Genomic DNA, 24403 nt, shown 5'->3' with positions numbered 1-24403 from the left:
GTGCGATCGCAAGGCGCCGAAAGGCCCTGGTAGCGGAGCTACCAGGGCCTTTCGGCAACGCCGCGAGCGCGCGTGCCGGGCGCCGCCCGCCGGGCTCCACTTTTGTTCGGAGCTCTCAGCCCCACCAGGGACGCTGGGCGTCCCGCCCTCGGTCTGCCTTGGCACGGCCACGCCATCCGGCTCCACCGCTTGAGCCGGCTTCGGGCCGACAGAGTGTCCGGGCCGGACCGCCCCGGCGCGCGCCCCCGGCCGGAACGCCGTCGGGGCCCGAGTGCCGAAGGGTCGGCTCCCGGGCCCGTAGGGCTCGCTGTCAGTGGCCGTTCTGGGCCAGGCGGAGGAGGTGTTCCGCCAGGGCCTGGCCGCCGGTCGGGTCGCGGCTGATCAGCAGCAGCGTGTCGTCGCCGGCGATCGTGCCCAGGATGTCGTGCAGTTCCGCCTGGTCGATGGCCGACGCGAGGAACTGGGCCGCCCCGGGAGGCGTACGCAGGACCACGAGGTTCGCCGACGCCTCGGCGGAGATCAGCAGTTCCTGGGAGAGGCGCCGCATGCGCTCCTCCTTCGCCGACCCGCCCAGCGGCGCGCGCGGGGTGCGGAAGCCGCCCTCGCTGGGCACCGCGTAGATCAGGTCGCCGTCGGTGTTGCGGATCTTGACCGCGTTCAGCTCGTCGAGGTCCCGGGACAGCGTCGCCTGGGTGACCGTCAGACCGTCGTCGGCGAGCAGCTTGGCGAGCTGGCTCTGCGACCGCACGGGCTGCCGGTTGAGGATGTCGACGATCCGGCGGTGGCGGGCCGTTCGGGTCTGCGGCACGGCGGGCCCGGTGCCGCCCGCGTGCTCGTGGTCCTGCGCCTGACTCATCGTCGTCCCATTCTCCGGATCATCCGTCCTCCCCTTGGACCTGGTCCAGGATGCCGGGCAGCGCCCCGAGGAAGGCGTCCACCTCCTCGTCGCCCAGGTTCAGCGGCGGCATCAGTCGTACGACCTCGGGGGCGGGCGCGTTGACCAGCAGGCCGGCGTCCTGAGCCGCCTGTTGCACCTGTGGTGCGAGCGGCTCGGTGAGCACGATACCCAGCAGGAGGCCCGCACCCCGGACATGGGCGACCAGAGGATGGCCGAGCGACTCGATTCCGTCGCGCAACCTCTCGCTCTGCTGCTTGACGTTCTCCAGCAGTCCCTCGTTCGCGATGGTGTCCACGACGGCGAGTCCCGCCGCGCACGCGACCGGGTTGCCGCCGAAGGTCGTGCCGTGGTGGCCCGGCTGGAGCAGCTCCGCCGCCCGGCCGAAGGCGACGGTCGCGCCGAGCGGCAGTCCGCCGCCGAGGCCCTTGGCGAGGGTGACCACGTCGGGCAGGACGCCGTCGTGGGCCTGGTACTCGAACCAGTGTCCGGTCCGCCCGATGCCGGTCTGCACCTCGTCCAGGACGAGCAGCGCGCCGGTCGCGGCGGTGATCGCGCGGGCCGCCTTGAGGTAGCCGGGCGGTGGCACGACCACGCCGTTCTCGCCCTGTATCGGCTCGATGACGACGATCGCGGTGTCCTCGGTGACCGCGGCGGCCAGGGCCTGCGCGTCGCCGAAGGGGACGTGGGTGACGTCGCCGGGCAGCGGGAGGAACGGGTCGCGCTTGGCGGGCTGGCCGGTCAGCGCGAGCGCGCCCATGGTCCGGCCGTGGAAGCCGCCGTCGGTGGCGACGACGTGGCCCCGGCCGGTGAGCCGCCCGAGCTTGAAGGCGGCCTCGTTGGCCTCGGCGCCCGAGTTGCAGAAGTAGACCTTGCCCTCGCGCCCGAAGTGCTGGAGCAGCCGTTCGGCGAGGGCGACCGGCGGTTCGGCGACGAAGAGGTTGGAGACGTGGCCGAGGGAGGCGATCTGCCGGCTGACGGCCTCGACGACCGCCGGGTGGGCGTGGCCGAGCGCGTTGACCGCGATACCGCCGACGAAGTCGAGGTACTCCTTGCCGTCGGCGTCCCACAGCCTGGCGCCCTCGCCGCGCACCAGGGGCAGCCTGGGCGTGCCGTAGTTGTTCATGAGCGCGCCCTGCCACCGGGCGGTCAGCTCCTGGTTGCTCACGACTCCCCCTGTTCGGTTCCGTCGGGCACGACCATCGTGCCGATGCCCGAGTCCGTGAAGATCTCCAGCAGGATCGAGTGCTGGACCCGGCCGTCGATGACGCGGGCGGTCTGCACGCCGTTGCGGACGGCGTGCAGGCAGCCCTCCATCTTCGGCACCATTCCGGCGGACAACTCCGGGAGCAGCTTCTCCAGTTGGGAGGCGGTCAGCCGGCTGATCACCTCGTCGGAGTTCGGCCAGTCCTCGTAGAGGCCCTCGACGTCGGTGAGGACCATGAGGGTCTCGGCGCCCAGCGCGGCGGCGAGGGCCGCGGCCGCCGTGTCGGCGTTGACGTTGTAGACGTGGCCGTCGTCCTCGCTGCGGGCGATCGAGGAGACGACGGGGATGCGGCCGTCGGCGAGCAGGGCCTCGATGGCACCGGTGTCGATGGCGGTGATCTCGCCCACCCGCCCGATGTCGACGAACTCGCCGTCGATCTCCGGGCGGTGCTTCGTGGCGGAGATGGTGTGCGCGTCCTCGCCGGTGAGTCCGACGGCCAGCGGACCGTGTTCGTTGAGCAGGTTGACCAGCTCGCGCTGGACCTGTCCGGCCAGCACCATCCGTACGACGTCCATGGCGTCCTCGGTGGTGACGCGCAGGCCGGCCTTGAACTCGCTGACGATGCCGTGCCGGTCGAGGGCGGCGCTGATCTGCGGGCCGCCGCCGTGCACGACGACCGGCTTGAGCCCGGCGTGGTGCAGGAAGACCACGTCCTGGGCGAAGGCGGCCTTCAGTTCCTCGTCGACCATGGCGTTTCCGCCGAACTTGATCACGACGGTTTTGCCGTTGTGACGGACCAGCCAGGGCAGCGCCTCGATGAGGGTCTGCGCCTTGGGCAGCGCGGTGTGCTTGCGGGTGGTGCTCATGACGAGTACGCGCTGTTCTCGTGGACGTAGTCGGCCGTGAGGTCGTTGGTCCAGATGGTGGCCGTCTCGGCCCCGGCGGCGAGGTCGGCGACGATGTGCACCTCGCGGAAGCGCATGTCGACCTTGTCGCGGTCCTCGCCGACCCCGCCGTTCTTGCAGACCCACACGCCGTTGATGGCGACGTTGAGCCGGTCCGGCTCGAAGGCGGCCCGGGTGGTGCCGATCGCGGACAGGACGCGGCCCCAGTTGGGGTCCTCGCCGTGGATGGCGCACTTGAGGAGGTTGTTGCGGGCGATGGAGCGGCCCACCTCGACGGCGTCGTCCTCGGTGGCGGCGCCGACGACCTCGATCCGGATGTCCTTGCTGGCGCCCTCGGCGTCCCGGATGAGCTGCTGGCCGAGGTCGTCGCAGACGGCGCGGACGGCCTCGGCGAACTCCTCCTGGGCCGGGGTGAGACCGGACGCGCCGGAGGCGAGGAGCAGCACGGTGTCGTTGGTGGACATGCAGCCGTCGGAGTCCACGCGGTCGAAGGTGGTGCGGGTGGCCGCCCGCAGGGCCGCGTCCAGGGCGGCGCTGTCGAGGTCGGCGTCGGTGGTGAGGACGACCAGCATGGTGGCGAGGCCGGGGGCGAGCATGCCCGCGCCCTTGGCCATGCCGCCGACGGTCCAGCCGTCCTGGGTGACGACGGAGGTCTTGTGGACGGTGTCGGTGGTCTTGATGGCGATGGCGGCCTTCTCGCCGCCGTGCTCGGAGAGCTGGGCGGCGGCCGTCTCCACGCCGGGCAGCAGCTTGTCCATGGGGAGCAGTACGCCGATCAGGCCCGTCGAGCAGACGGCGACCTCACCCGCGCCGATGTGCAGCGCCTCCGCGACCTTCTCGGCGGTGGCGTGGGTGTCCTGGAAGCCCTTGGGGCCGGTACAGGCGTTGGCGCCGCCGGAGTTGAGGACGACCGCGGTCAGCTCGCCGCTCCTGAGGACCTGCTCGGACCAGAGCACCGGCGCGGCCTTGACGCGGTTGGCGGTGAAGACACCCGCGGCGGCGCGGCGGGGCCCGGTGTTGACCACCAGGGCCAGGTCGGGGTTGCCGTTCTGCTTGATCCCGGCGGCGATGCCCGCCGCCGTGAATCCCTTCGCTGCCGTCACGCTCACGGCGCAACTCCGATCGTGGTCAGCCCCGTGGTCTCGTCGAGTCCGAGGGCGAGGTTCATGCTCTGGACGGCACCGCCGGCGGTGCCCTTGGTCAGGTTGTCGATGGCGCTGATCGCGATGATGCGACCGGCCGCCTCGTCGTACGCGACCTGCACCTGAACGGCGTTGGAACCGTGGACGGACGCCGTGGCGGGCCACTGGCCCTCGGGGAGCAGGTGGACGAAGGGCTCGTCGGCGTACGCCTTCTCGTAGGCGGCGCGGACGGACTCGGCGGTGACGCCGGGCTTCGCCTTGGCGGTGCAGGTGGCGAGGATGCCGCGGGACATCGGCGCCAGGGTCGGGGTGAAGGAGACGCTCACCTTCTCGCCCGCGGCGGCGCTGAGGTTCTGGCTCATCTCGGGCGTGTGCCGGTGGCCGCCGCCGACGCCGTACGGCGACATGGAGCCCATGACCTCGCTGCCGAGCAGGTGCGTCTTGGGTGCCTTGCCCGCGCCGGAGGTGCCGGAGGCGGCGACGATCACGGCCTCGGCCTCGGCGAGCGAGGCGGCGTAGGCCGGGAGGAGGGCGAGGGAGACGGCGGTCGGGTAGCAACCGGGCACCGCGACACGCTTGGACCCCTCCAGCGCGGCGCGGGCACCCGGCAGTTCTGGCAGGCCGTAGGGCCAGGTACCGGCGTGCGGGGAGCCGTAGAACCGCTCCCAGTCGGCCGGGTCCTGCAGCCGGAAGTCGGCGCCCATGTCGACGACGAGCACGTCGGGGCCGAGCTGTTCGGCGACGGCGGCGGACTGGCCGTGCGGGAGGGCGAGGAAGACGACGTCGTGTCCGTCGAGCACCTCGGGCGTGGTGGCCTCCAGGACGCGGTCGGCCAGCGGCAGCAGGTGCGGTTGGAGCGCGCCGAGCCGCTGTCCCGCGTTGGAGTTGGCGGTCAGGGCGCCGATCTCGACCCGCGGGTGCGCGAGGAGCAGGCGCAGGAGTTCGCCGCCCGCGTATCCGCTCGCTCCGGCCACCGCCACACGTACCGTCATGGAATCCTCCTCCTTGAGGGCATGACTATACGCACGACTGCACGTTTATGCAATCTTTCCCTGGGGTCGCCCCGTCTCCTCCCTCGGCCGCTCCGCCAGCACGAAGAGCCGCGGTGGCAGGGTGTCCAGGCCCAGCTCGGTCGTCGTCAGGACCCGTCGGCAGCGCAGGCCCGCGCGGCCCAGCGCCGCGAGGACCTCTCCCAGGGGGTGCACGGTCAGGGTGAGGGTCGCCTCCTCGGACTTCCCCTCCCGGGTGATCGTCAACCGGGCGCGGCCGGTTCCGGTCGCGGGGTCGAAGCCGGACTCGGTACGGCAGACCGCGTCGGCCCGGCGGTCCACGAAGGAGCCCTGCCAGGCCGGGGCGGCGGACTCGGCGGTGTTCAGGTCGAAGAAGAGCGTCCCGCCGGGTTCCAGCACCCGCGCCAGCTCGGCGAGGGCCCGCTCCGGGCCGCCCCCGGCGCGGGGCAGGTGGTCGAGGCTGTTGTAGGTCGAGACCACCGCGCCGAAGGCCCCGGAGCGCGCCCCGCAGCGCCGGACGTCGGCGACCCACAGCCGCGCCGCGGGAACGTTGACCCGGGCCCGCGCCAGCATCGCCGGGGACAGGTCGAACCCCGCGGTCCGGTAGCCCCACCGGGCGAGCAGCGCCGTGACATGGCCAGTGCCGCAGCAGGCGTCCAGGAGAGGCCGGTCGCGCGGGAGGTGCTCCAGCAACAGCCCCCGCAGCGGGCGGATCACCGCCTCGGTGTACTCGGGGCCCCAGTACCGGTCGTAGAACCAGGCCAGCGCGTCGAACTCGGCCGGGCCGGTCATCGCGCCGCCTCCACGGGGCCGGCCAGCCGCAGCCCGGTCTCCGAGCCCCTGCTGGTGGGGTTGCCCGCCACGCGGTAGCCCGCGACGAGATCGCTGTGCCGCCAGGTGCTGCCGCGCACCACGCGCCACAGGGACACCGGCGTGTCCGCGCTCTCCCGCCCGTCGGCCGGGTCGTAGGGGTAGGCGTAGCCCTGCCACGGTGGGTCGGAGAAGAGCGGGCCGTAGATGCTGCTGGTTTTGTCGCTGGTGTTGCCGCACAGGTCGAGGGCGCCGCAGGGGGCCGCGCTGTGGGGGAACATGCCGACCGGTGTGGTGCTCCGCAGCCGCAGGTCGAGGGTGTTGGCGTGGGCCGGCCGGGTGTGGTCGGCGCAGGGGCGCTCACGGCCCTCGGGGCCGCCGCGTGCGGCGGACTCCCACTCGGCCTCGGTCGGCAGCCGGTAGGCGATCCCGGTCTGGGCCGCGAGCCAGAGGGTGTAGGCGGTCGCCTCGTACCAGGACAGTCCGACCACCGGCTGGTTGGCCCCGTTCAGCCGCGGGTCGTTCCAGTGCTCGGGGGCGCGCAGGATCACGTCCGGGTAGCGCTGGGCGGTGAGCCGCGCCCGCCGGCCCGGGTCGGCACGGCAGTACTCCAGCAGTTCGTCCCGTTCCGCGGGCGAGAGCATGCCCAGGCGCTGCCGGTCGAGGAGGTCCTCCTCGCTCACCAGGCGGGCCAGGATCTCCAGTTGGGCACGGTGCCCGTGCCGGGTCTCCCGGCCGCGCAGCCAGCGGCGGGCCGCCCGGGTGGGCCACCAGCGCGGGTCGTCGTAGCCGCCGCCTTCGAGGAAGCAGGCGTACTCCGCGTTGGTCACCGCGTGGCGGCCCAGCGCGAACGGCGCCACGTCCACCGTGGTGACCGGGCTCGACTCCGCCTCCCCGGCCCAGCCGACGGGCCCCGGGCCGCCGGGCACCGCGACCATCGACGGCTCGACGTACGGGCCGAGCGGGCCCTCGCGCCGGCGCAGGCGGGGGTCGCCCAGCCGGCCCAGGAGGAGGCCCGACGTCACCCGCAGGCGCAGATCGGCGTCGGAGGTCATGGCCGCGAGCAGCCGTCCACGGAGCGCGTCCTTGAGCGGCTCACCCGTGCTCACGCCGGGCTCCAGGACGCACCGCGCCGCGGTGAGCGGGTCGGCCTCCATGATCCGGGCGACCAGGTCGTCCTGCCGGTCGCTCATCACCGTCGCGAGGACGACCGGCTCGCTCCAGGGGTCGGCCGGCAGCGGGCCGAGCGGCTCCCACGGCGGCGTGGGGCCGGTTCCGTCCGCGTCCGCGGCCCGGCCGCCCAGCACCGCGGGCACATCACCGCGGCGGACGAGCGCGCGGGCCGAGAAGAAGTCCTGGAGCGCGGGGTGGGTGAAGCCGAGGTGGCCGGAGTCGAGGTCCTCGTCGAGGACGCCCAGGTCGAAGCCGAGCCGCACCAACGAGGCCGCTCGCGGGCCGAGCAGCCGGTCCGCCTCGGACCGCTCCAGCAGGACGGCGGGGGCGTCGGCACCGCCCGCGGTGTGCCCCTGCATCGCGAACGCGAGCTCCTCGTAGGCGGGGAACAGCGTTTCCCTGCCGGGCAGTTCATGGGAGCGGGACGCCCCGGGACGGGCCAGCCGGCGGCGGTCCAGGTCGGTGATCAGGCTGGTCAGCAGCCGCTCCCGGCTCTCCCGGTGGTACTCGCGGCGCAGCGCGGCGCGCAGCATGCCGCTGAACAGCTGGGTCCGGTCGGAGGCCATCCCCTCGCCGCCGCGCAGCAGTTCGGCCAGCAGGCCCAGGGTGTACGGAGTGCCGGCCAGGCCGACCGCCTCGCGCAGCCACGGCTCGGTCAGCCGCAGACCGGGCAGCGCCTCCCGCAGCGCCCTGGCGACGTCCTCGGGGGCGGGCGCGTGCAGGGTGAGGTGGTCGGTGCGGTGGTCCTCGCCGCCGAGGCCCATGTCGTAGCCGAGGCTGCGGCAGGAGGCGACGACCCGGTTGCCGGGACCGCGGGCGACGATCTCCTCGACCGCCTGCCGCCAGCTCACCAGCAGGTCCTCGCGCCGGAGGTCGGCCGGGCCGGTCAGTTCGTTGAGACCGTCGAGGAGGACCAGGACGTTGCCCTGGTCGAGTACGTCGGCGAGCGGCGGCAGTCCCGGATGGCGCCCGCGCAGCACGCCGTCGAGCCACTGGAGCGGGGGCTCGGCCGAGCGGTGGCCGCGGAGCGGCGCGAGAACGGCCACGGCGGAGTCGTGCCGGCGCAGGGCGCGCAGACCGTACTCGGCGCGTACCTGGTGGAGCAGGGTGGACTTGCCGCTGCCCGGGGGGCCGAGCAGCACCAGGACCTCGGCGGTCGCGGTGTCCAGGACATCGGTCAGGCTGTGGAAGGTCTGCTCCGGCGCGGAGCCGAGCCGGGTGCCGTACTCGCTCTCGGAGACGACCGTCATCCGGGGCAGCGCGGGGTCGAAGTGGGCGGCGCGCCGCAGCCGCCAGTCGGCGAAGCAGTACGCCTGGTAGCCGGGGAGGGTGCGGGCGTGCTGGTCGGCCAGGGTGCCCAGCTGTCCCGGGGTGAGGCCGGTGGGCCCGGACGCGGCCAGGGCGCGGACCGCCTGGGTGACGGCCGGGCGTTCGCCCGGGTAGGTGCCGAGTACGGGGGCGTCGCCCATCCGCAGGTAGTCGCGCAGCACGAACAGGTCGAGGGCGAACTGGAAGCCGCGGTCGGACACATCGAGCTGGCGGCGGCCCGCGCGCAGCGCCGCCTCGAAGGAGAGCAGTCCGTCCCGGCGGTCCGCGGTCTCCGGGGTGGCCGGGTTCCCGGGGTGCCCGGGGCCCTCGGGGGCGCGCATCCGTACGGCGCCGGTGCACTCGACGAGCAGGTACCTGCCCGCGTCGGCGGCCCCGAGTTCGGCGCGGAAGGCGGCCTCCTGGTGGGCCCGCCACACGCCGCCGACGTTGATCTCGGTGCGCTGTTCCAGCGCCGTCGGGTCGATGCGGTGCCGCAGCGACACCGCGACCAGGGCGTGCGTCTCCAGGACGATCAGCACCGGCACCAGTCCGTAGCCCAGGCAGCAGCCGGCGAAGAGCAGGGAGATGTCCAGGCAGGAGGCGCGCCGGTCGCCCTCCAGGACGGCCGAGGCGGAGCGCACCCCGTGCTCCACCTCCGAGACCCGGAACGGCTTCGGCGACCAACTGACGCCCCTGCGCGACAGCTTCTCGTACAGCGCGCGCACCAACGGCACGATGTGCTCGACGGTGTCCGGGTCGGGCCCGGTGCCCAGATCTCCGAGCAGGTGCCGGGCGTCCGCGCTGACCAGGGTGGCCAGCGAGGTGTCCGACCCGCGGTACCAGACGAGGTCCCGCACGGCGACGCGCCTAGCCCTCGGTGCCGTCCGGCAGGACCGCGAAGCAGTCCTGCACCGGATCCGGCTCGGGGGCGCCGGAGACGGCGGTGAGACGGAGGTCGTACAGGCCGGGCGGCAGGTGGCGTTCGGCCTCGTACCAGACGTCCCCCGGCTCCGACGTCCGACGCAGGTCCACCTCGTACGCCGCACCGTCGCCCCCGGTGACCGACGCGTGCAGCCGGGTGGGCGGCCGGGTCCCGCCGACCGCGCGGGCGCGCAGCCGGACCGGTGCGGAGGCCGGGTAGGCGTCGTCGAGGTCGCTGCTGATCGCCGCGGGGACCGGGGCGGCCGATCCGGGCGTGCCGGGTCCCAGGACGTCCCGCAGGTGCGGCAGTTGCAGGTGGCGCAGCAGTTCCAGGAGCTGCCCGGTCAGCACCCGGGGCAGTTGGAGGGCGCTGTGCGCCTCCGCGACGAAGCGGCACTCATGTTCCGGCAGATGGGCCGGCATGGCGGAGAGCCGGGGCACCGTGCCGTCCCCGTCGGCGAGTTCGGCGGGGACCCGCGGTCCGGGCGGGTCGGTGGTGCAGCGCACCGCCCCGCCGTCGAACCGGGCGGACTGGAGCGTGGAGCGCTGGCGGGTCCCGACGACCGGTACGAGGACCCGCGGCCCGTCCGCCGGGCCCCGGGCCGCCGTCTCGATCTCACGGTGGAACTCCACCGCGTCCGCGAGGAGTCCGGGGTGCGGGCCGGGCAGCGGACCGGCCTCGGCGAGCCGCAGGTGGCCCGAGCCGGAGTCCAGCACCGGGTACACCGGAAGGAGTTGGTGGACCGAGGGCAGCCGGCGGGTGAGCGCGGCCACCCCCGGCAGATGACGGTGGCCGTTGGCCAGCGCGTCGAGGGCGCGCGGGGAGCCGCGGTGCGGGGTGCCGAGGGTGATCAGGGCCCGGCAGTCCCGCCAGCCGCCGAGCACCTCCAGGTAGTAGCGGGCGATCAGCCCGCCCATGCTGTGGGCCACGATCACCACCTGGGCCCGTGCGGCCCCGGTGCGCTCGCGGAACGCCCGCAGGTGGGCGTCGATCTCCTTGGCGAGGCGGTGGGCGTGCACCCGGTTGTCGAGCCGCCAGTCGTAGGGGAACGTGAGCAGCCCGCCGCCCGGGACATCACTGACCGCGAAGTGCCTGCGCACCCACGCCTCGGTCTGCGAGTACCCCTTGATCCTGATCAGACCGGGCAGCACGGCTACGTCGGGAAACAGTCTTGACGCCAGGACGGGCGGCCCCTCCGGATCGGGGTTCAACGGGTGTCCGGCCGCCTCCGGGTCGCGCAGCGCGCCCAGCGCCCTGAGCACCGGCAGCCCCGGCGCCCACAGAGGCCCCGCGGGTCCCTCCAGCACACTGCCGAGAATCCCCGGCAGCAGGACGACGGGATGCCTCACCGGACAGCGCATGATTTCCCCCCACGATGATTCCTGGCACCGCCCTCAGATTAGCCCGACCCATATTCCGGGCGCCATATGCCGAAGGGGACTTGTGGGCCGCAATGTCCGGCGATACCGTCTTCAGGCAATAAGGGGGACGTCTCGATGGATATTTACGAGAGCAAAATCAACGAAACTCTGCACTTCTGGGACCGGCGTGGATTCAGTGTCGTACGGGGTCTCTTCTCGGACCGGGAGACGACCCTGCTGCGGCAGGCGCTGGAGCGGGAGATCTCCCGGGAGCGCGAACCCGCGCCCGCGGGCACGACCGTCTGGTCGGGCAGCCCGGTGTTCTACACGGAGGCGACGGGGCCCAGCGCGGGCGTGCGGATGCTGACGTACGTGGCCGGGTGCCACGACGTCCTGCCGCACGCCCCGCTGGTGCGCAGGTTCACCGACTTCCGCGGCCGGGTGGCCGCCCGGCTCCCGGGGGGAGCGGCCCAGCGCGGGTCGCGGGAACGCCTGTGCACCTCACTGATCAGCATGCCGAGCGGGCGGCGCATCGAATGGCACACGGACACCGGGCCGGGCGCCCCGCCCGTGATCGCCGTACTGCACCTGTCCCGGCGCGGCATCGACTTCGAGGGCGGCTCCTTCAAGGTCCGCACCCCCACCGAGCAGACCGTGGCCGCGCTCCCCGGGGACGTCGTCCTCTTCCCCTGGGACGCCTGGCACGCGGTCACGGAAGTCACCCGGGGCGAGCGCATGGTGCTCTCCTGCGGGTGGCTGAAGGAAGAAGCTCCGCAGGACACCGAGGAACAGGGAGGAGGAACACCAGGATGAACGAACCGCTTCAGGCGCAGCCCTTCGTGGTGCTGCTGGCCGGCGCGCCGACGGTCCGGCTGCCCGAGGGCATCCGGTCCCGGTACGCGGGCTCCGAGATCGACGTCGAGACCCTGACGGACGCCGCGCTCGCCGACGGCCCGTCCGGCCTGACGTTCGAGGGCCCGACCATCTGATCCGGCCCACGGACCGCCCGGGACTCCGGCGCGCGACTCGACGGGGGTACGCACGCGGGAGTCCCGGGTGACCGGGCGGATCGCACGGGGGCGCGGGGGCCGCTACGGGCCGGTGGGCCGGCACGGGCCGGTGGGCCGGCACGGGCCGGTGGGCCGGCACGGGCCGGTGGGCCGGGGGACGACATGAATCGAGGGGGCATGGCCGGTACGACCCGCATTCTCATCCTCAGCCGCAGTGACCACGCCGAGGCACTGGCCGTGCGGCGGCACCTGCCCGACGAGCGGGTCGTCTTCGTCGACGACGACGGACTGCGCCGGGGCCTCCGACTGACCTGGGACCTGACCGACCCCGGCGACCCCTGGCTGGGCTGGGGCGACACCCGGTTCGCGGTGCGGGACGTCGGCGGGGTCCTCTACCGGCCGGGGATGCGGCGCACACCGGACGGCCGGATCGTCGAGACGCTGCTGCGGGCCCCCGAGTCGCTCGGCGAGCGGTACGCCGACTTCGCGCGGGCCGAGGCGGAGGCACCGCTGCTGGGCTCACTCCTCGCCGGCTCCGCGCGCTGGGTGAACTCCCCCGTGGCCGAGGCCGCCGCCGACCACAAGATGCGCCAGCTCGCCCTCGCACACATGGCCGGGCTGACGGTGCCGCCGACCCTGGTGAGCAGCGACGCGGAGGAGCTGGCGGAGTTCTGGGAACGGCAGGACGGGCGGATCGTGGTGAAGGCGGTCGCCGCGCGCCCCGCCCTCACCCTCGGCACGCCGTTGCCCACCCGCCGGGTGCACCGCGCCGACCTGGCCGCCCTGCGCGAGGGCGTACCGGTGCCCACCCTCTTCCAGCGCCTGATCCCGGCCCGTCTCGACCTGCGCGTCACCATGGTCGGCGAGCGGACCTTCGGCACCGCGATCCACAGCCAGGAGGGGTCGAGCCCGCTCGACTGGCGGCTGGACCAGACGGTCCGCTTCACCCCGTACGACCTCCCGCCCGAGGTCCTGTCCGGCCTGCACACCCTGCGCGAGCGGCTCGGCCTCCACTACGGCGCGGCCGACCTGCGGCTGACCCCGGAGGGCGAGTACGTCTTCCTGGAGATCAACCCCCAGGGCTCGTTCCTCTTCGTGGAACAGCTGACCGGGGCGCCCGTCTCCCAGGCCCTCGCACAGGCCCTGACGGCATAGCGACGGCCCTGACGGCATGGCGACGGCTCGGCCGGCGCGGTCGGGCCGGCCCGCCTACGGCCGCTGACGGCCCGGCGCGTCGAAGTCGGGCGGCCAGGGCAGACGGGCCCCGCCGTGGCGGGCGGCGACCCGGCGCAGGAACCACGCCCTGCGCAGGCTCGTCAGCGCGGCACGGGTCAGCACCGAGGCGTCGTAGGACATGAAGAAATACGGCCCCCACAACACATGGCCGTAATGGACCCACTGATTTGCTTTACGGAATTCATCTCCATCTATCTCCGCAGTCCGAATGCGGATGCATTTCCTCTGCTCGCGCGAGGACAAGTCGGCGAATACGAGACCGCCACCGCGCTCCCGAGCCACTTCGTTCTCCCGCTGAAAAGATCGGGCAATGGGGTTCGGGGAACCGGCTCCCCCGATGTCGGCCGTCCGGTCCGTCGGCAGCCCCCGCCGTACCCGGCTCGCCGGCCGGCCGCGCCCGTTCCTGAACCCCATTGCCTGCCCCCGTACCTTGAACCGGGCGCGTACTGCTGCGCCTTCAAGCCAGGTTCCTCCGATCCGGCGCAGGCCGGGAGCGATCAGGTGTTGCCAGGGCATATTTGGCAACAGTCAAAGATCGGGGTTGGGGGGCACCACCATGAGCGAGGCGGAGGAGGACGCGCGCGCCTTCGGGCAGGCCTTACGGCAGCGCCGGATGGCGGCGGGGCTGTCGCTCGCCGATCTGGCGGGGCTGGTCCACTGCAGCCGCGGCTTCCTCAGCCGCATCGAGAACGGCCACCGACGGGTCTCCCGCGACCTGGCGGAACTCTGCGACACCGTGCTGGGGGCCCACGGCGAACTCGTGGCCCTGGTGACGGATCCCGACCCGGACACCGGCCGCAAACCGCAGGACCCGGCGCGCAGGCGGCCCCCGTCGGGCGGGCCGGGACCCCGGCAGCGGAGCACGCCGCGCGCGGGACCGTTCGACACGGAGTTCCGACGCCGCCTGGACCGCGGTGACCACCACTACCTGGCCGGACGGATGGAGGAGGCGGACGAGCACTACCGGGAGGCGGTCCGGCTCGCCGGGTCCGACCCCGAGGCCCGTGCCACCGCCGCGGTACGGCTGGCCCGGCGCTGGTCGGACCCCGGCCGGGTCGACCACGAACTGCTGCACCTGCTGCGTGACGGCATCGCGGCGCTGGCGGGCACCGAGGGACCGGTCGCCGCCGGACTGCGCCTCCAGCTCAACGCCCATCTGGCGAAGAAGCTGTCGATGGGCATCAGCGAGGACACCGCCTGGCGGCCCGCGGGCCCCGGCCAGGGCGCGGATCTGGCCCGCAGGACCCTGGAGGCGCTCGGCACGGCCGGCCTCGACGACGACGCCCGCTGCGAGATCCTCACGGAGTGCCGCTGGGGCCTGTACGACTTCGTACCGGCCGCCGAGGCGCTGTCGCTGTCCCTGCGGCTGCTGGACGCGGCGATGCGCGGCAGCTCGCCGTACTTCCGCGGCGAGGCGTTGATCGCGCTCGCCATCGACCAGTTGCGCGTCGGCCGGGTGCACGGAGCCGCGGGCACCCGCGCCCAGCACGCCCGGCACGCGGCCCGCACCCACAGCACCCTCGCCCGCTGGCAGCAGTGCACCCTGGGCACCCTGTTCGACCTCTGGTACGGCAGGTTCGACTCCGCGGGCGACTGGATCTCGGGTGAGTCGCGCACCCTGGTCGCCGGTCTGGAGGCGGACTTCTCGGTACCGGCGGACACCCTCTCCCAGACCCGGCTGGGCCAGGCGTACTGGCTGCTCAGGGAGCGCGGCCGGATGGCGGAGCTGTTCAGTTCCGAACTGGCCCAGGGGGTGGAGACGCACGGCTACTTCCCCATCTGGCGGGCCGGGCTGGCCTTCGCGCTCTGCGAGGTCGGCGAGCACGGACAGGCCGCGGACCGGCTGCTGGCGTTCGCCCGGGAGAGCGCGGGCTTCACCCGGATGCCGCCGGACGGCTGGACGGTGCCCGTGCTGTTCCTGCTCGCCGAGGTGTGCGCGGCCCTCGACGACCGGGGCGGCCACGAGGCGACGCTCGCGGAGGTGGTGCCCGCGCTGCGGCGGCGCCTGGGACTCGTGCCGCAGGGCCTCGCGCTGGCGGGCTGGCCGGTCGTACTGCTGGGGCCCACGGACCGGGCCGTGGGGCTGCTGGATCTGGTGGCGGGCGACCCGGCCGCCGCGCTCGGCCGGTTCCGGCAGGCGGAGCGGCTGGTCGTCGGCTCATCGCCGCCGCACACCGCCAGGGCCCGCGCCGAACAGGCCCGCGCCCTGCTGCGGCTGCCGCCCGGCCGCCGGGACACCGATCCGGTGCCGTTGCTGCGGTCGGCGCTGGCCACCGCCGTATCGCTCGGCATGGACACGCTGACGGAACAGTGCCGGGCCCTGCTGGAGCGGCAGGGCCCGGACTGAGCGGCTACCGCTGCCTGATCCGCAGGAAGGTGACCGAGTTCGCCGGGAAGGTGTACTCGAACTTCGCGGAGACCCCCGAGACGGTGGACGTCACGGGCGTGACCGGGGTGTTCGTCTCGGTGTTCACCGAGTCCGGCTCGCCCGCGAGGGTGGTGACCCGGGCCCGGGAGGCGACCCGGGCGCCGCCCAGGTCGATCTGGGTCCGGGCGTCGGCGGCCTGGGCGTTGACGACCTTGACGATGAGGTCACCAGTGGCGCTGTCCTCGGTGACGACCTGACGGAACGGCTCGGCCGGCTTGTCGTCGGTGAAGCCGCCCCACAGGGTGCCGTCGAGGTACAGCTCGACCTGGCGGCCGCGCACCTTGACGTCGATGTCGTAGGCACGGCCCGTCTCGATCGACCCGGCCTTGGTGATCAGCGTCGACTTGCCGCCGTCCACGGCCTGTTCGACCGCGGAACTGGTGTTGTTCCAGCCGCCGAGGTTCCACCAGTAGTAGTTCCCGGTGTCCTTGACTCCGAAGGCGACCAGGAAGCCCTCCTTGCCGGCCTTCTTGGTGGCCTTCACGTGCAGGTCGTAGTCGTGCCAGGCCGGGTCGCCGGCGGTGACCATGGTGTTCTCGGCGGCGGTGTCGCTCTGGACGTACGCGCCGTCCTCGACCGTCCAGCTCCCGGTGCCGTTGTGGGTCCACCGGGCGGCGTCGCCGGAGAAGTCGTCGCCGAAGAGGGCGGTGCCGTCGGCGGCGGTGACCGTGACGTCGTCGTAGGCGGCGCTCGTGGCCCAGGTGGACAGGCCGACGGCACCGGTGATCGGGCCGCTGACCGTGGGGGTTCCGGTCGCCGTGGAGGGGACGACGCGGTCGCCGACGTTGGTCATGAACAGCTTCTGGACCTCGTAGTTGGCGGAGTTCCAGGAGGCGTGGTTGTTGAACCAGATCAGGTCGGGCCGCCACTGGACGTAGTCCTCGTTGGCGAGCAGCGGGGCGTAGGAGGCGAGTTTGACGATGTCGGCGTTGCGCTCCAGGCCAGTCATGAACGCGGCCTCGGCGAGGGCGTTCTTGAGGGCGTTGCCCTGGGAGGCGTACTCGCCGAGGAAGACCTTCGGGCCGCCGCGGTCGTAGGAGTCGTAGCGGTCGTTGTTCTGGAGGAACCACTGGGGGCTGTTGTAGTAGTGCTCGTCGACCATGTCGACCGCGCCCTCGCGGTTGAGCCGCCAGGCGGTGTCGAAGGTCGAACCGGTGTCGTCCGGGCCGGAGTTGGAGATGACGGTGATGCCCGGGTACCGGGCCTGGATCGCCGCGCGGAACTTCTCGAAGCGGGCGTAGAACTCGACGGGGAGGTTCTCCTCGTTGCCCACGGCCAGGTGGGTCAGGCCGAAGGGCTTCGGGTGGCCCATCTCGGCGCGCTTGCGGCCCCAGGTGCTGGTGACCGGGCCGTTGGCGAACTCGACGAGGTCGAGGGTGTCCTGGATGTGGCGCTGGAGCAGGGCGTCGTCGTCGACGGCGCGGTTCTGGCCGCAGCCGGTCACCAGGGCGGGTACGACGGGCAGCGGCATCGCCCCGACGTCCTCGGCGAAGCGGAAGTACTCGTAGTAGCCGAGGCCGTAACTCTGGTTGTAGCCCCAGAAGTTGGCGTTGGTGGCGCGCTCCTCGACCGGGCCGATGGTGTCCTTCCACTGGTAGGAGCGTTTGCGCTGCCAGCCGGAGGACTCGCTGTAGTCCTCCATGGAGCCGGTGTTGACCAGACAGCCGCCGGGGAAGCGGACGAACGACGGGTCGAGGGCCGCGATCTTCTCGGCGAGGTCCTCGCGCAGGCCGTTGGGCTGGTGCTTGTAGGTGTCGCGCGGGAAGAGCGAGACCATGTCGAGCGCGGCGGCCCCGGAGGAGGCGACGGCGAGGCGCCCGTGGGAGCTGGTGCGGTCGGCGGTGAAGGTGGCCGTGTACTTCCTCCAGCCGCCGCTGACGGAGGTCCGCCGGGCGGTGGAGAGCGTGCCGGCCGCGTCCTTGAGGGTGACCGTGAGGGTGGTGCCGGCCTCGGCGCGGGCCCACACCGAGAAGTCGTAGCGCTTGCCCCGCTCCACCCGGAGGCCGGTGTTGTAGCCGCTGTTGGTGACGGTCGAACCGGCTTCCAGGGCGAGGTAGTTGCGGTTGCGCTCGTTGAGGCGGCCGGAGTCGTCCCGCACCTCGGCCGTACCGCCGACCGTCCATGAGGTCAGCGGTGTGTAGGAGCCGTTGTCGGCGGTGGAGTACTCGAAGGACCGGTTCTGCACGAGTTCGGCGTAGAGCCCGCCGTCGGCGGCCCGGTTGATGTCCTCGAAGAAGACGCCGTACATGGTGTCGTCGATGCGGGCGCCCCGGGCCGCCGGGTCGACGGTGATCGCGTAGTCGGTGACGTCCTCGGCGTGCGCGGGCGCCGGGACGAGTCCGCCCGCCGCCACCAGGAGGGCGGTGGCGCCGAGACCGAGTCTCCAGCGGGTACGGGTGGGGGTGCGTGACATGGATACTCCGCGGCTCGATGTTCGAATGTCGATCGTTCGGTGCGCGTGCGTTCGGTGCGATGCGGTCGGTGCGATGCGTTCGGTGCGCGTGCGTTCGTTGCGAGATTGTTCGGGATATCGGACGCCGATCCGTAGCTCGAACGGCAAGATAGGGAGGGGGCAGGAACGCGTCAATGGGTCGCGCAGCAACGGATGGGACGGAGTCGGGTTCACCATGGGCGAGTTCTGGCCAGTGCGGGACACCCTCGGTTTTCTGCGGGGCTCGTGGCGGGTCGCCCGCTCCGTCCGGGACCTCGCGAGCGGCGACGAGGGCGAGTTCACCGGTACGACGGTTTTCGGCCCGCTGGAGGGCGGTGGGCTGCTCCATGAGGAGTCCGGCCGGTTCCTCTGGCGCGGAGTGGCGCGCCCCGCCGAGCGGACCCTGCGCTTCCTGCCCGGGAGCGCGCCGGGCACGGTGGACGTCCGCTTCGCCGACGGCCGCCCCTTCCACGATCTGGACCTGTCCACCGGGCACCACGTCACGGACCACCCGTGCTCGGCCGACCTCTACCGGGGCGAGTTCACCGTCCTCGACGAGGACCGCTGGCGGACGCGGTGGCGGGTGCGCGGCCCCGCGAAGGACCTGGTCCTCGCCACCAGCTACACCCGGGAGCCGGTTGTCAGTGCCCGCCCCTAGGGTGCTCGACATGACCACATGGACCCATGCCCCCTACCCGCACCACGAGGTGAACGTCGTCCACGCGCGCGGGACTTCGCTCGACGCCCTCACCACCGGACTGCGCTCGCTGGGGCGCGAGCCCCTGGACCGGGGCGAGGCGGACGACTGGGCCTGGGTCGTGCACGAGATGCTCGACGCGGAGCTCCAGGACTTCGACCCCGTCGACTACCGGCAGGTGTGCCCCGAGGGCGCCGAACTCGTAGTGATCGTCACCGAGCCGTGCAGCCCCAAGGGCTTCCCGCCGGAGTTCGAGTACTACCGCGCCGGCCGGCTGGTCCTGCGCTTCAACTTCGAGGACCCGAGGACGCGGGCCGGCGACGACCCCGACCACCTCTCCCCCGAACTGCTCGCCGCGCGGCTGATAGGCCCGGACGCGGAGTGCCCGCTGGAGGACGACGAGCGCCACGCCTGCTGGGAGCACGCGGACACGGACCGGGAGCGCCTGATGCGCACGATCGCCGACCACTTCCGGCTGCCCTCGCCGCCCCTGGCTTCGGAGGTGACCGGACGATGACCTGGCTCGCCCCGAACACCTTCCTCACCTTCTGCCGGGGCATGGACCGGCCCGCCCTCTCCGGCGCCTACGCCGACGCGGGACTGCGCGCGACGGCGAGCGGCGAGTCCGCCGGCTGGGCCTGGCTGAGCCACGACACGCTCACCGTGCCGAGCGGCGAGGCGGTACGGCAGCTGGCCCGCGACATCACCGGACATCGTTACGAGGGCGACGCGGAGACCGTGTTCCTGGCCTCCACTCCCCCGTGCGCCTGCCCCCACGGCCAGAACTTCATGGTTCCGCACTGCCCCGAGCACCCCTTCCAGATCACCTGGAGCAGGGGCGGCTTCGAGCAGCTGTACCTCAACGTGGGCGGTCGCCGGGAGTCCCGGCGCGGCGGCGGCAGTGCCGATCTCCTGGTGCGGGAGCTGCTGGACGCGGGCATCGTCGGCCGGGACACCTCGCGCTACGACGCCGACCCCGGCTTCAACGCCGACGGCGCGCTCACCATCGGGCTGCTGGTCCGCCACTTCCGGCTGCCCTCGCCGCCCCTGGCGGGCTGGCGGCGGCCAGGACACCCCGGGCGGGCGGGGACCTCCGAGGCGCGCCCTACGTCTGCGAGGGCTGCAACGGCACCCCGTCCAGGCGCAGGCTCCAGCGGCCCGCCCAGCCGATGACGGTCGTCGAGGACAGCGGGCGGACGTCGAGGTGCCAGAAGATCGAGGGCGGCGCCTTGAGCGCGTACACCAGCGCGGCCCTGATCACCGCGGGTTCGGCGACGGCGACGATCCGGCCGCCGTCCTCGACGGGCCGGGTGTCCAGCCAGCCGCCGACCCGGCCGATGAAGCCGAGCAGCGACTCGCCGCCGTGCGGGGTGCTGCGCGGGTCCGCCAGCCAGGCGTCCACCGCGTCCGGCTCCCGGGCCATCGCCTCGCCCAGGGTGAGCCCGCGCCAGCGCCCCATGTCGCAGTCGCGCAGCGCGAGTTGCACCAGGGGCGCGTAGCCGAGGGCGTCGCCGGTGGCGCGGCTGCGCGGGGTGGGCGAGCAGTAGCGCAGTTCGGCCGCCGACAGGGCCACCAACTCGTGCGCGACCCGCTGCACCTCGTCCCAGCCGGCCTGGTCCAGGGGACGGTCGTCCTCGAAACGCTCCGCGAGCGGCGAGGCGCTGCGCGCCGCGGCGACGAACGTGACCCGAAGTGACATGCGGCGATGGTGATTCGCGGAAGTAAGCAGGTCAAGAGGCATTGCCGGTCAGTTACCCAAGGTTCCCAAAAACTTACCCACAGGTCAGGATCAGCCGGACAATCCGGCCGAAACGAGCACCCCCGGTTCATGCCGCCCCGGGCCGCCCGACCTCCTCGAAGGCCGACCGCAGCCGCCGTACCCCTTCGGCGATCTCGCCCGTCCCGGCCACCGCGGCGAAGCTGAGCCGGAGGTGGGACGCGGGCGGCTCGGCGCTGAAGTAGGGGCGGCCCGGGGTGATCGCGACACCGGCGCGCAGGGCGGCCGCGGTGAGGGCGGCCTCCTGGTCCGAGCCGAAGGCCGGGGACGCGCCGCCCGTGCCGTCGGGCAGCCGGGGCCAGAGGTGATAGCCGCCGGTGGGGATGTGCGGCAGGGACAGCTCGGGCAGCTCCCCCAGCAGGGCGGCCGTCATCGCGTCCCGGCGCACCCGCAACTGGGTCGAGATCGCCCGCAGATGACGCGGCCAGGCGGGCGAACCGACCAGTTCCAGGGCGGCCTCCTGCAAGGGCCGGGGGACGAAGAAGGTGTCGACGACCTGGATCGCGCGCAGCCGCTCCAGCACCGGGCCCCGCGCGGCCAGCGCGCTCACCCTAAAGCTCGGCGAGGTGGCCTTGGTGAGGGAGCAGACGTGCACCACGACCCCGTCCGGGTCGTCGGCGGCCAGCGGCCGGGGCAGCGGCCCCGCGTCCTCGTGCACCAGCCGCCGTACGAAGTCGTCCTCGACGACGAAGGCGCCGGCCTCGCGGGCGATGCGCAGCACCTCGGCGCGGCGGCCGGGGGCCAGTACCGCGCCGGTCGGGTTCTGGAACAGGGGCTGGCAGACGAAGACCCGGGCGCCGGTGGCCCGGAACGCGTCGGCGAGGAGGCCGGGCCGTACTCCGTCGGGGTCGACCGGGACGGGCACCGGGCGCAGGCCCGCCGCGCGGGCGATGGCCAGCATGCCGGGGTAGGTGGGCGACTCCACCAGGACCGGGGCGCCGGGGGGCGCCAGTGCGCGCAGCGCGGTGGTGAGCGCCAACTGGCCGCCGGAGGTGACGAGCACCTCGGCCGCGGTGACCGCGCCGCCGATGCTCCGGGCGAACCACTCGCGCAGTTCCGGCAGTCCCTCCATGGGCGGCCTGCCCCAGGCTCCGGGCCGCCGGCCGGCCCGGGACAGGGCGGCCGCCATCGCCCGTTCCGGCTGGAGGGAGGGGTGCAGATAGCCGCCGTTGAACTCGATCACACCGGGGGGCGGCGCGGCCAGCGAGACCAGCACACCGGAGGCGTCGACCGAGCGCGGCACCAGCTCGGTGGCGCTGTCGGCGCTGAGCGAGACCTCCTGCCAGGAGGTGTCCCCGGCGGGGGCCGCCGCCGCGCGCGGCCCGGCCCGGAAGGCCCCGGCGCCGGGGCGGGTCACCACAAGACCCTCGGCCGCCAGCTGGGCCAGCGCGCGCGAGACGGTCACCGGACTCACCCGGAACCGCTCGACGAGCGCCCGACTGGACGGGAGCTTCTCACCATGCGAGTAGCGGTCCAGCTCCCGCCGCAGCTGTTCCGCCAGGTCACCCACGCTGCTACGCTCTTGCATGAGAGCAAAGAGTAGCGCTACCGCACCGAGCGGGATAGCAGTCGACGCGCGGCCCGAGGTCCCGGCCGGTCCGTCCGCCACCACCGGCACCGTCCTCGCCGCACTCGGCGTGGTCGCCTTCTCGCTGACCTTCCCCGCCACCGCCTGGGGCCTGGAGGGCTTCGGCCCCTGGTCGCTGGTGGCGGTGCGCGGCGTCCTCGCCGCGCTGCTCGCGGGCGGCTGCCTGCTGGCCCTGCGGGTGCCGCTGCCGGACCGCCGGCACTGGGCCGGACTGGCGGTCGTGGCGGCCGGGGTCGTCGTCGGATTCCCGCTGCTCACCACGCTCGCGCTCCAGACCTCCACCACCTCCCACGCGGCCGTCGTGGTCGGCCTGCTCCCGTTGACCACCGCCCTGCTGTCCGCGCTGCGGATGGGCACCCGGCCCTCGCGCACCTTCTGGGCGGCGGCACTGGCCGGTGCGGCCGTGGTGATCGCCTTCACGGTGCAGCAGAGCGGCGGCAGCCTCACCTCCGCCGACCTGTATCTGTTCGCCGCGCTCCTGGTCTGCGCGGCGGGCTACACGGAGGGCGGCCGGCTCGCCCGGACCATGCCGGGCTGGCACGTCACCGGCTGGGCGCTGGTGCTGTGCCTGCCGGTGTCCGTGCCCGCCGCCGTGCTCGCCCTGACCCACGAGCCGGTCCAGCTGACCGCGCACAGCGTGGCCGGGGTGCTGTGGGTGGCGGCGGGTTCGCAGTTCCTGGGGCTGGTCGTCTGGTACCGGGGCATGGCCGTCATCGGCATCCCAAAGGCCAGCCAGTTGCAGTTGGCGCAGCCCCTGCTCACACTGGTGTGGTCGGTGCTGCTGCTGGGCGAGCAGCTGACGGTGGCCGCCCCGCTGACGGCCGCAGCGGTCCTCGTCTGCATCGCCGTCACCCAGCGGGCGCGGGGTTGAGCGGGCCGTACGGCCCACCTCCCGCGGCCGCCCCGGGCCGTAGACTCAAGGCCACGGACCGCTTTGCTCCCGCTTTCGCCGAGGAGGCTCCCCCATGCGCGCAACCGTGGGCGACCAGCTTGTCCAGCACGGACGGGTGGTCGGACAGCACGACAAGGTCGGCGAGATCGTCGAGGTGCTGGGCGAGAAGGGCAATCCCCCGTATCGCGTCCGTTTCCAGGACGGCCACGAGGGACTGTGCTCACCAGGACCCGACACCGAGATCCGGCACCAGGACATGACCCGGTAGATCAGCGCGCGGGCGGTGCCGCCGGCTGCTGGTAGTGGTCGGCCACGACCCGCGCCATGGCCCCGATCCGGTCGTCGGCCGTCTCCCGGGCGGCGAAGTACACGTGCCCGCGCACCTCCGGGTGGCGCCCGGCCAGCGTCAGGTGCCGGGACAGCTCGGCCGGATCCTGCCAGGCCGCGGCCTGCGCGGGGTCCCCCGCCCGGTACAGCGCCTCACCCGCGTACAGCTGTGTCGCGGTGCCCCGCGCCACCTCCGCCCACCACGGCAGCAGCGCCGCGTAGTCGGCGGCGGGGTTGCCGATGTGCCAGTACAGCTGGGGGCAGATGTAGTCGATCCAGCTCTCCCGGACCCACTTGCGGGTGTCCGCGTGGAGGTCGTCGTAGGACTGGAGGGCCCGGGTGGCGGAGCCGCGCGGGTCGGTGTCGGCGTTGCGCCACACCCCGAAGGGGCTGATGCCGAACCGGGTACCCGGCCGGGCCTGCCGGATCCGGGCCGCGACACCGGCCACCAGCAGGTCGACGTTGGCGCGTCGCCAGGCGGCCCGGTTCGGGTGGCCACCGCCGTACAGGTCGTAGGCCGCGGTGTCGTCGAAGGTCTGGCCCGCGACGGGATACGGGTAGAAGTAGTCGTCGAAGTGCACGGCGTCCACGGGGTACTGGTGCACCGCGTCGAGGATGGCGTCCTGGACGAAGGACCGGACCTCGGGGAGCCCGGGGTTGTAGTAGAGCTTCCCGCCGTACCGGACGACCCAGTCGGGGTGCTGGCGCGCGGGGTGCCCGGCGACGAGCCCGGCCGGGTCGGAGTGGTTGGCGATCCGGTACGGGTTGAACCAGGCGTGCAGTTCCAGACCGCGGGCGTGCGCCTCCTCCACGGCCGTGCCCAGCGGGTCCCAGCCGGGGTCCCGGCCCTGGGTGCCGGTGAGCACCGCCGACCAGGGCTCGTACGGGGAGGGCCAGAGCGCGTCGGCGGTCGGCCGCACCTGGAAGATCACCGTGTTCAGCCGGCGCCGGACCGCCGTGTCGAGGTGGGCGATCAGCTCGGCGCGCTGCCGCGCCGCGGTCAGCCCCGCCTGCGAGGGCCAGTCCCGGCCCGCCACCGTCGCGAGCCACATGCCGCGCATCTCCCCGGCCTGCTCCCGCCGCCGCGGCGCGGCCGACGCGCTCGACGCGGTCGAGAGGGCCGCCAACGCGGCCACGCCGAAGGCCCGTCGGGTGACCTGCCCCATGATCTGCACCCCAGTCGCACTGTGGATCCGTGCGGTCACGGACCGTTCTCGCGCCCCAGGATGCACGACCCCGGCGATCGATCATCGATACTTGGCGGTAACGTGCACGAACGGAGCA

Annotated in this window: 22 protein-coding genes; 9 read left to right on the top strand and 13 right to left on the bottom strand. The window is 73.4% G+C overall.

The window, feature by feature from the left end; genetic code table 11:
• Positions 1-310: 310 nt before the first annotated feature.
• The 8 genes from AB0E07_RS18185 to AB0E07_RS18150 are packed head-to-tail and all read right to left on the bottom strand — an operon-like array spanning position 311 to position 10721.
• The gene (locus tag AB0E07_RS18185) at positions 311-856 is read right to left on the bottom strand and encodes an arginine repressor (RefSeq protein WP_362252410.1); all 546 of its coding nucleotides are present in this window, start codon (positions 854-856) and stop codon (positions 311-313) included.
• 19 nt (positions 857-875) lie between these two features.
• Positions 876-2063, bottom strand: a complete 1188-nt coding sequence (locus AB0E07_RS18180) for an acetylornithine transaminase (protein ID WP_362252408.1) — start codon at positions 2061-2063, stop codon at positions 876-878.
• The gene (argB, locus tag AB0E07_RS18175) at positions 2060-2968 is read right to left on the bottom strand and encodes an acetylglutamate kinase (protein ID WP_362252405.1); all 909 of its coding nucleotides are present in this window, start codon (positions 2966-2968) and stop codon (positions 2060-2062) included. Before argB ends, AB0E07_RS18180 begins: the two co-directional genes overlap by 4 nt.
• Positions 2965-4116 (bottom strand): bifunctional glutamate N-acetyltransferase/amino-acid acetyltransferase ArgJ, encoded by a 1152-nt coding sequence (gene argJ / locus AB0E07_RS18170; protein ID WP_362252403.1) that lies wholly within the window; start codon positions 4114-4116, stop codon positions 2965-2967. The genes argB and argJ overlap by 4 nt, the downstream gene beginning before the upstream one ends.
• On the bottom strand, positions 4113-5141 hold the full coding sequence (gene argC / locus AB0E07_RS18165; protein WP_362252400.1) for an N-acetyl-gamma-glutamyl-phosphate reductase: 1029 nt from the start codon (positions 5139-5141) through the stop codon (positions 4113-4115). The genes argJ and argC overlap by 4 nt, the downstream gene beginning before the upstream one ends.
• 45 nt (positions 5142-5186) lie before the next feature.
• On the bottom strand, positions 5187-5951 hold the full coding sequence (locus AB0E07_RS18160) for a class I SAM-dependent methyltransferase (RefSeq protein ID WP_362252398.1): 765 nt from the start codon (positions 5949-5951) through the stop codon (positions 5187-5189).
• Positions 5948-9307, bottom strand: a complete 3360-nt coding sequence (locus AB0E07_RS18155; protein WP_362252395.1) for an SUMF1/EgtB/PvdO family nonheme iron enzyme — start codon at positions 9305-9307, stop codon at positions 5948-5950. Before AB0E07_RS18155 ends, AB0E07_RS18160 begins: the two co-directional genes overlap by 4 nt.
• Positions 9308-9317: 10 nt before the next feature.
• Positions 9318-10721: a hypothetical protein gene (locus tag AB0E07_RS18150; protein ID WP_362252391.1), complete on the bottom strand. Its 1404-nt coding sequence runs from the start codon at positions 10719-10721 to the stop codon at positions 9318-9320.
• Positions 10722-10868: 147 nt separating this feature from the next.
• Between AB0E07_RS18150 and AB0E07_RS18145 the strand changes: the two genes are divergently transcribed.
• The 3 genes from AB0E07_RS18145 (at position 10869) to AB0E07_RS18135 (ending at position 12898) form a co-directional block, all read left to right on the top strand.
• A complete protein-coding gene (locus tag AB0E07_RS18145) occupies positions 10869-11546 on the top strand; it encodes a 2OG-Fe(II) oxygenase (protein WP_362252388.1) in 678 nt (225 codons plus the stop codon).
• Entirely contained in the window at positions 11543-11722 is a 180-nt protein-coding gene (locus AB0E07_RS18140; RefSeq protein WP_362252385.1) for a hypothetical protein, read from the top strand. The genes AB0E07_RS18145 and AB0E07_RS18140 overlap by 4 nt, the downstream gene beginning before the upstream one ends.
• Before the next feature lie 198 nt (positions 11723-11920).
• On the top strand, positions 11921-12898 hold the full coding sequence (locus AB0E07_RS18135) for a hypothetical protein (protein WP_362252382.1): 978 nt from the start codon (positions 11921-11923) through the stop codon (positions 12896-12898).
• A 54-nt stretch (positions 12899-12952) separates the two neighbouring features.
• On the opposite strand, the gene AB0E07_RS18130 is transcribed toward AB0E07_RS18135, so the two are convergent.
• A complete protein-coding gene (locus AB0E07_RS18130; RefSeq protein ID WP_362252379.1) occupies positions 12953-13099 on the bottom strand; it encodes a hypothetical protein in 147 nt (48 codons plus the stop codon).
• Between the two features lie 436 nt (positions 13100-13535).
• On the opposite strand from AB0E07_RS18130, the gene AB0E07_RS18125 reads away from it, so the two are divergent.
• Positions 13536-15326, top strand: coding sequence for a helix-turn-helix transcriptional regulator (locus AB0E07_RS18125; RefSeq protein WP_362252376.1), 1791 nt, complete (start codon positions 13536-13538; stop codon positions 15324-15326).
• A 4-nt stretch (positions 15327-15330) separates the two neighbouring features.
• On the opposite strand, the gene AB0E07_RS18120 is transcribed toward AB0E07_RS18125, so the two are convergent.
• Entirely contained in the window at positions 15331-17820 is a 2490-nt protein-coding gene (locus AB0E07_RS18120; RefSeq protein ID WP_362252373.1) for an alpha-L-arabinofuranosidase C-terminal domain-containing protein, read from the bottom strand.
• A 214-nt stretch (positions 17821-18034) separates the two neighbouring features.
• Between AB0E07_RS18120 and AB0E07_RS18115 the strand changes: the two genes are divergently transcribed.
• Genes AB0E07_RS18115 through AB0E07_RS18105 form a run of 3 tightly spaced genes read left to right on the top strand, consistent with a single transcriptional unit; the run spans position 18035 to position 19708 of the window.
• Positions 18035-18496 carry a DUF6314 family protein gene (locus tag AB0E07_RS18115; protein ID WP_362252370.1) on the top strand — a complete coding sequence of 154 codons (462 nt, stop codon included), beginning with the start codon at positions 18035-18037 and terminating at the stop codon, positions 18494-18496.
• 10 nt (positions 18497-18506) lie between these two features.
• The gene (locus tag AB0E07_RS18110) at positions 18507-19052 is read left to right on the top strand and encodes a hypothetical protein (protein ID WP_362252367.1); all 546 of its coding nucleotides are present in this window, start codon (positions 18507-18509) and stop codon (positions 19050-19052) included.
• Positions 19049-19708: a hypothetical protein gene (locus tag AB0E07_RS18105; protein WP_362252363.1), complete on the top strand. Its 660-nt coding sequence runs from the start codon at positions 19049-19051 to the stop codon at positions 19706-19708. The genes AB0E07_RS18110 and AB0E07_RS18105 overlap by 4 nt, the downstream gene beginning before the upstream one ends.
• Here the strand turns inward: AB0E07_RS18105 and AB0E07_RS18100 are convergent.
• Positions 19641-20234, bottom strand: coding sequence for a histidine phosphatase family protein (locus tag AB0E07_RS18100; protein WP_362252360.1), 594 nt, complete (start codon positions 20232-20234; stop codon positions 19641-19643). The genes AB0E07_RS18105 and AB0E07_RS18100 overlap by 68 nt on opposite strands.
• Before the next feature lie 127 nt (positions 20235-20361).
• Positions 20362-21840, bottom strand: a complete 1479-nt coding sequence (locus AB0E07_RS18095; protein WP_362252357.1) for a PLP-dependent aminotransferase family protein — start codon at positions 21838-21840, stop codon at positions 20362-20364.
• On the opposite strand from AB0E07_RS18095, the gene AB0E07_RS18090 reads away from it, so the two are divergent.
• Together AB0E07_RS18090 and AB0E07_RS18085 are read left to right on the top strand one after the other, a co-directional pair.
• Positions 21839-22771 carry a DMT family transporter gene (locus tag AB0E07_RS18090; protein WP_362252354.1) on the top strand — a complete coding sequence of 311 codons (933 nt, stop codon included), beginning with the start codon at positions 21839-21841 and terminating at the stop codon, positions 22769-22771. The two genes, AB0E07_RS18095 and AB0E07_RS18090, sit on opposite strands and share 2 nt — an antisense overlap.
• Before the next feature lie 94 nt (positions 22772-22865).
• Entirely contained in the window at positions 22866-23060 is a 195-nt protein-coding gene (locus AB0E07_RS18085; RefSeq protein WP_362252351.1) for a DUF1918 domain-containing protein, read from the top strand.
• 1 nt (position 23061) lies between these two features.
• Here the strand turns inward: AB0E07_RS18085 and AB0E07_RS18080 are convergent, their stop codons facing one another.
• A complete protein-coding gene (locus tag AB0E07_RS18080; protein WP_362252348.1) occupies positions 23062-24285 on the bottom strand; it encodes a family 10 glycosylhydrolase in 1224 nt (407 codons plus the stop codon).
• Between the last annotated feature and the right edge of the window lie 118 nt (positions 24286-24403).

This window comes from Streptomyces sp. NPDC048002 (assembly GCF_040653275.1).
GTDB lineage: Bacteria > Actinomycetota > Actinomycetes > Streptomycetales > Streptomycetaceae > Streptomyces.
The sequence above is the reverse complement of the archived record's forward strand: the minus strand, read 5'-3'. Positions and strand labels throughout refer to the sequence as shown.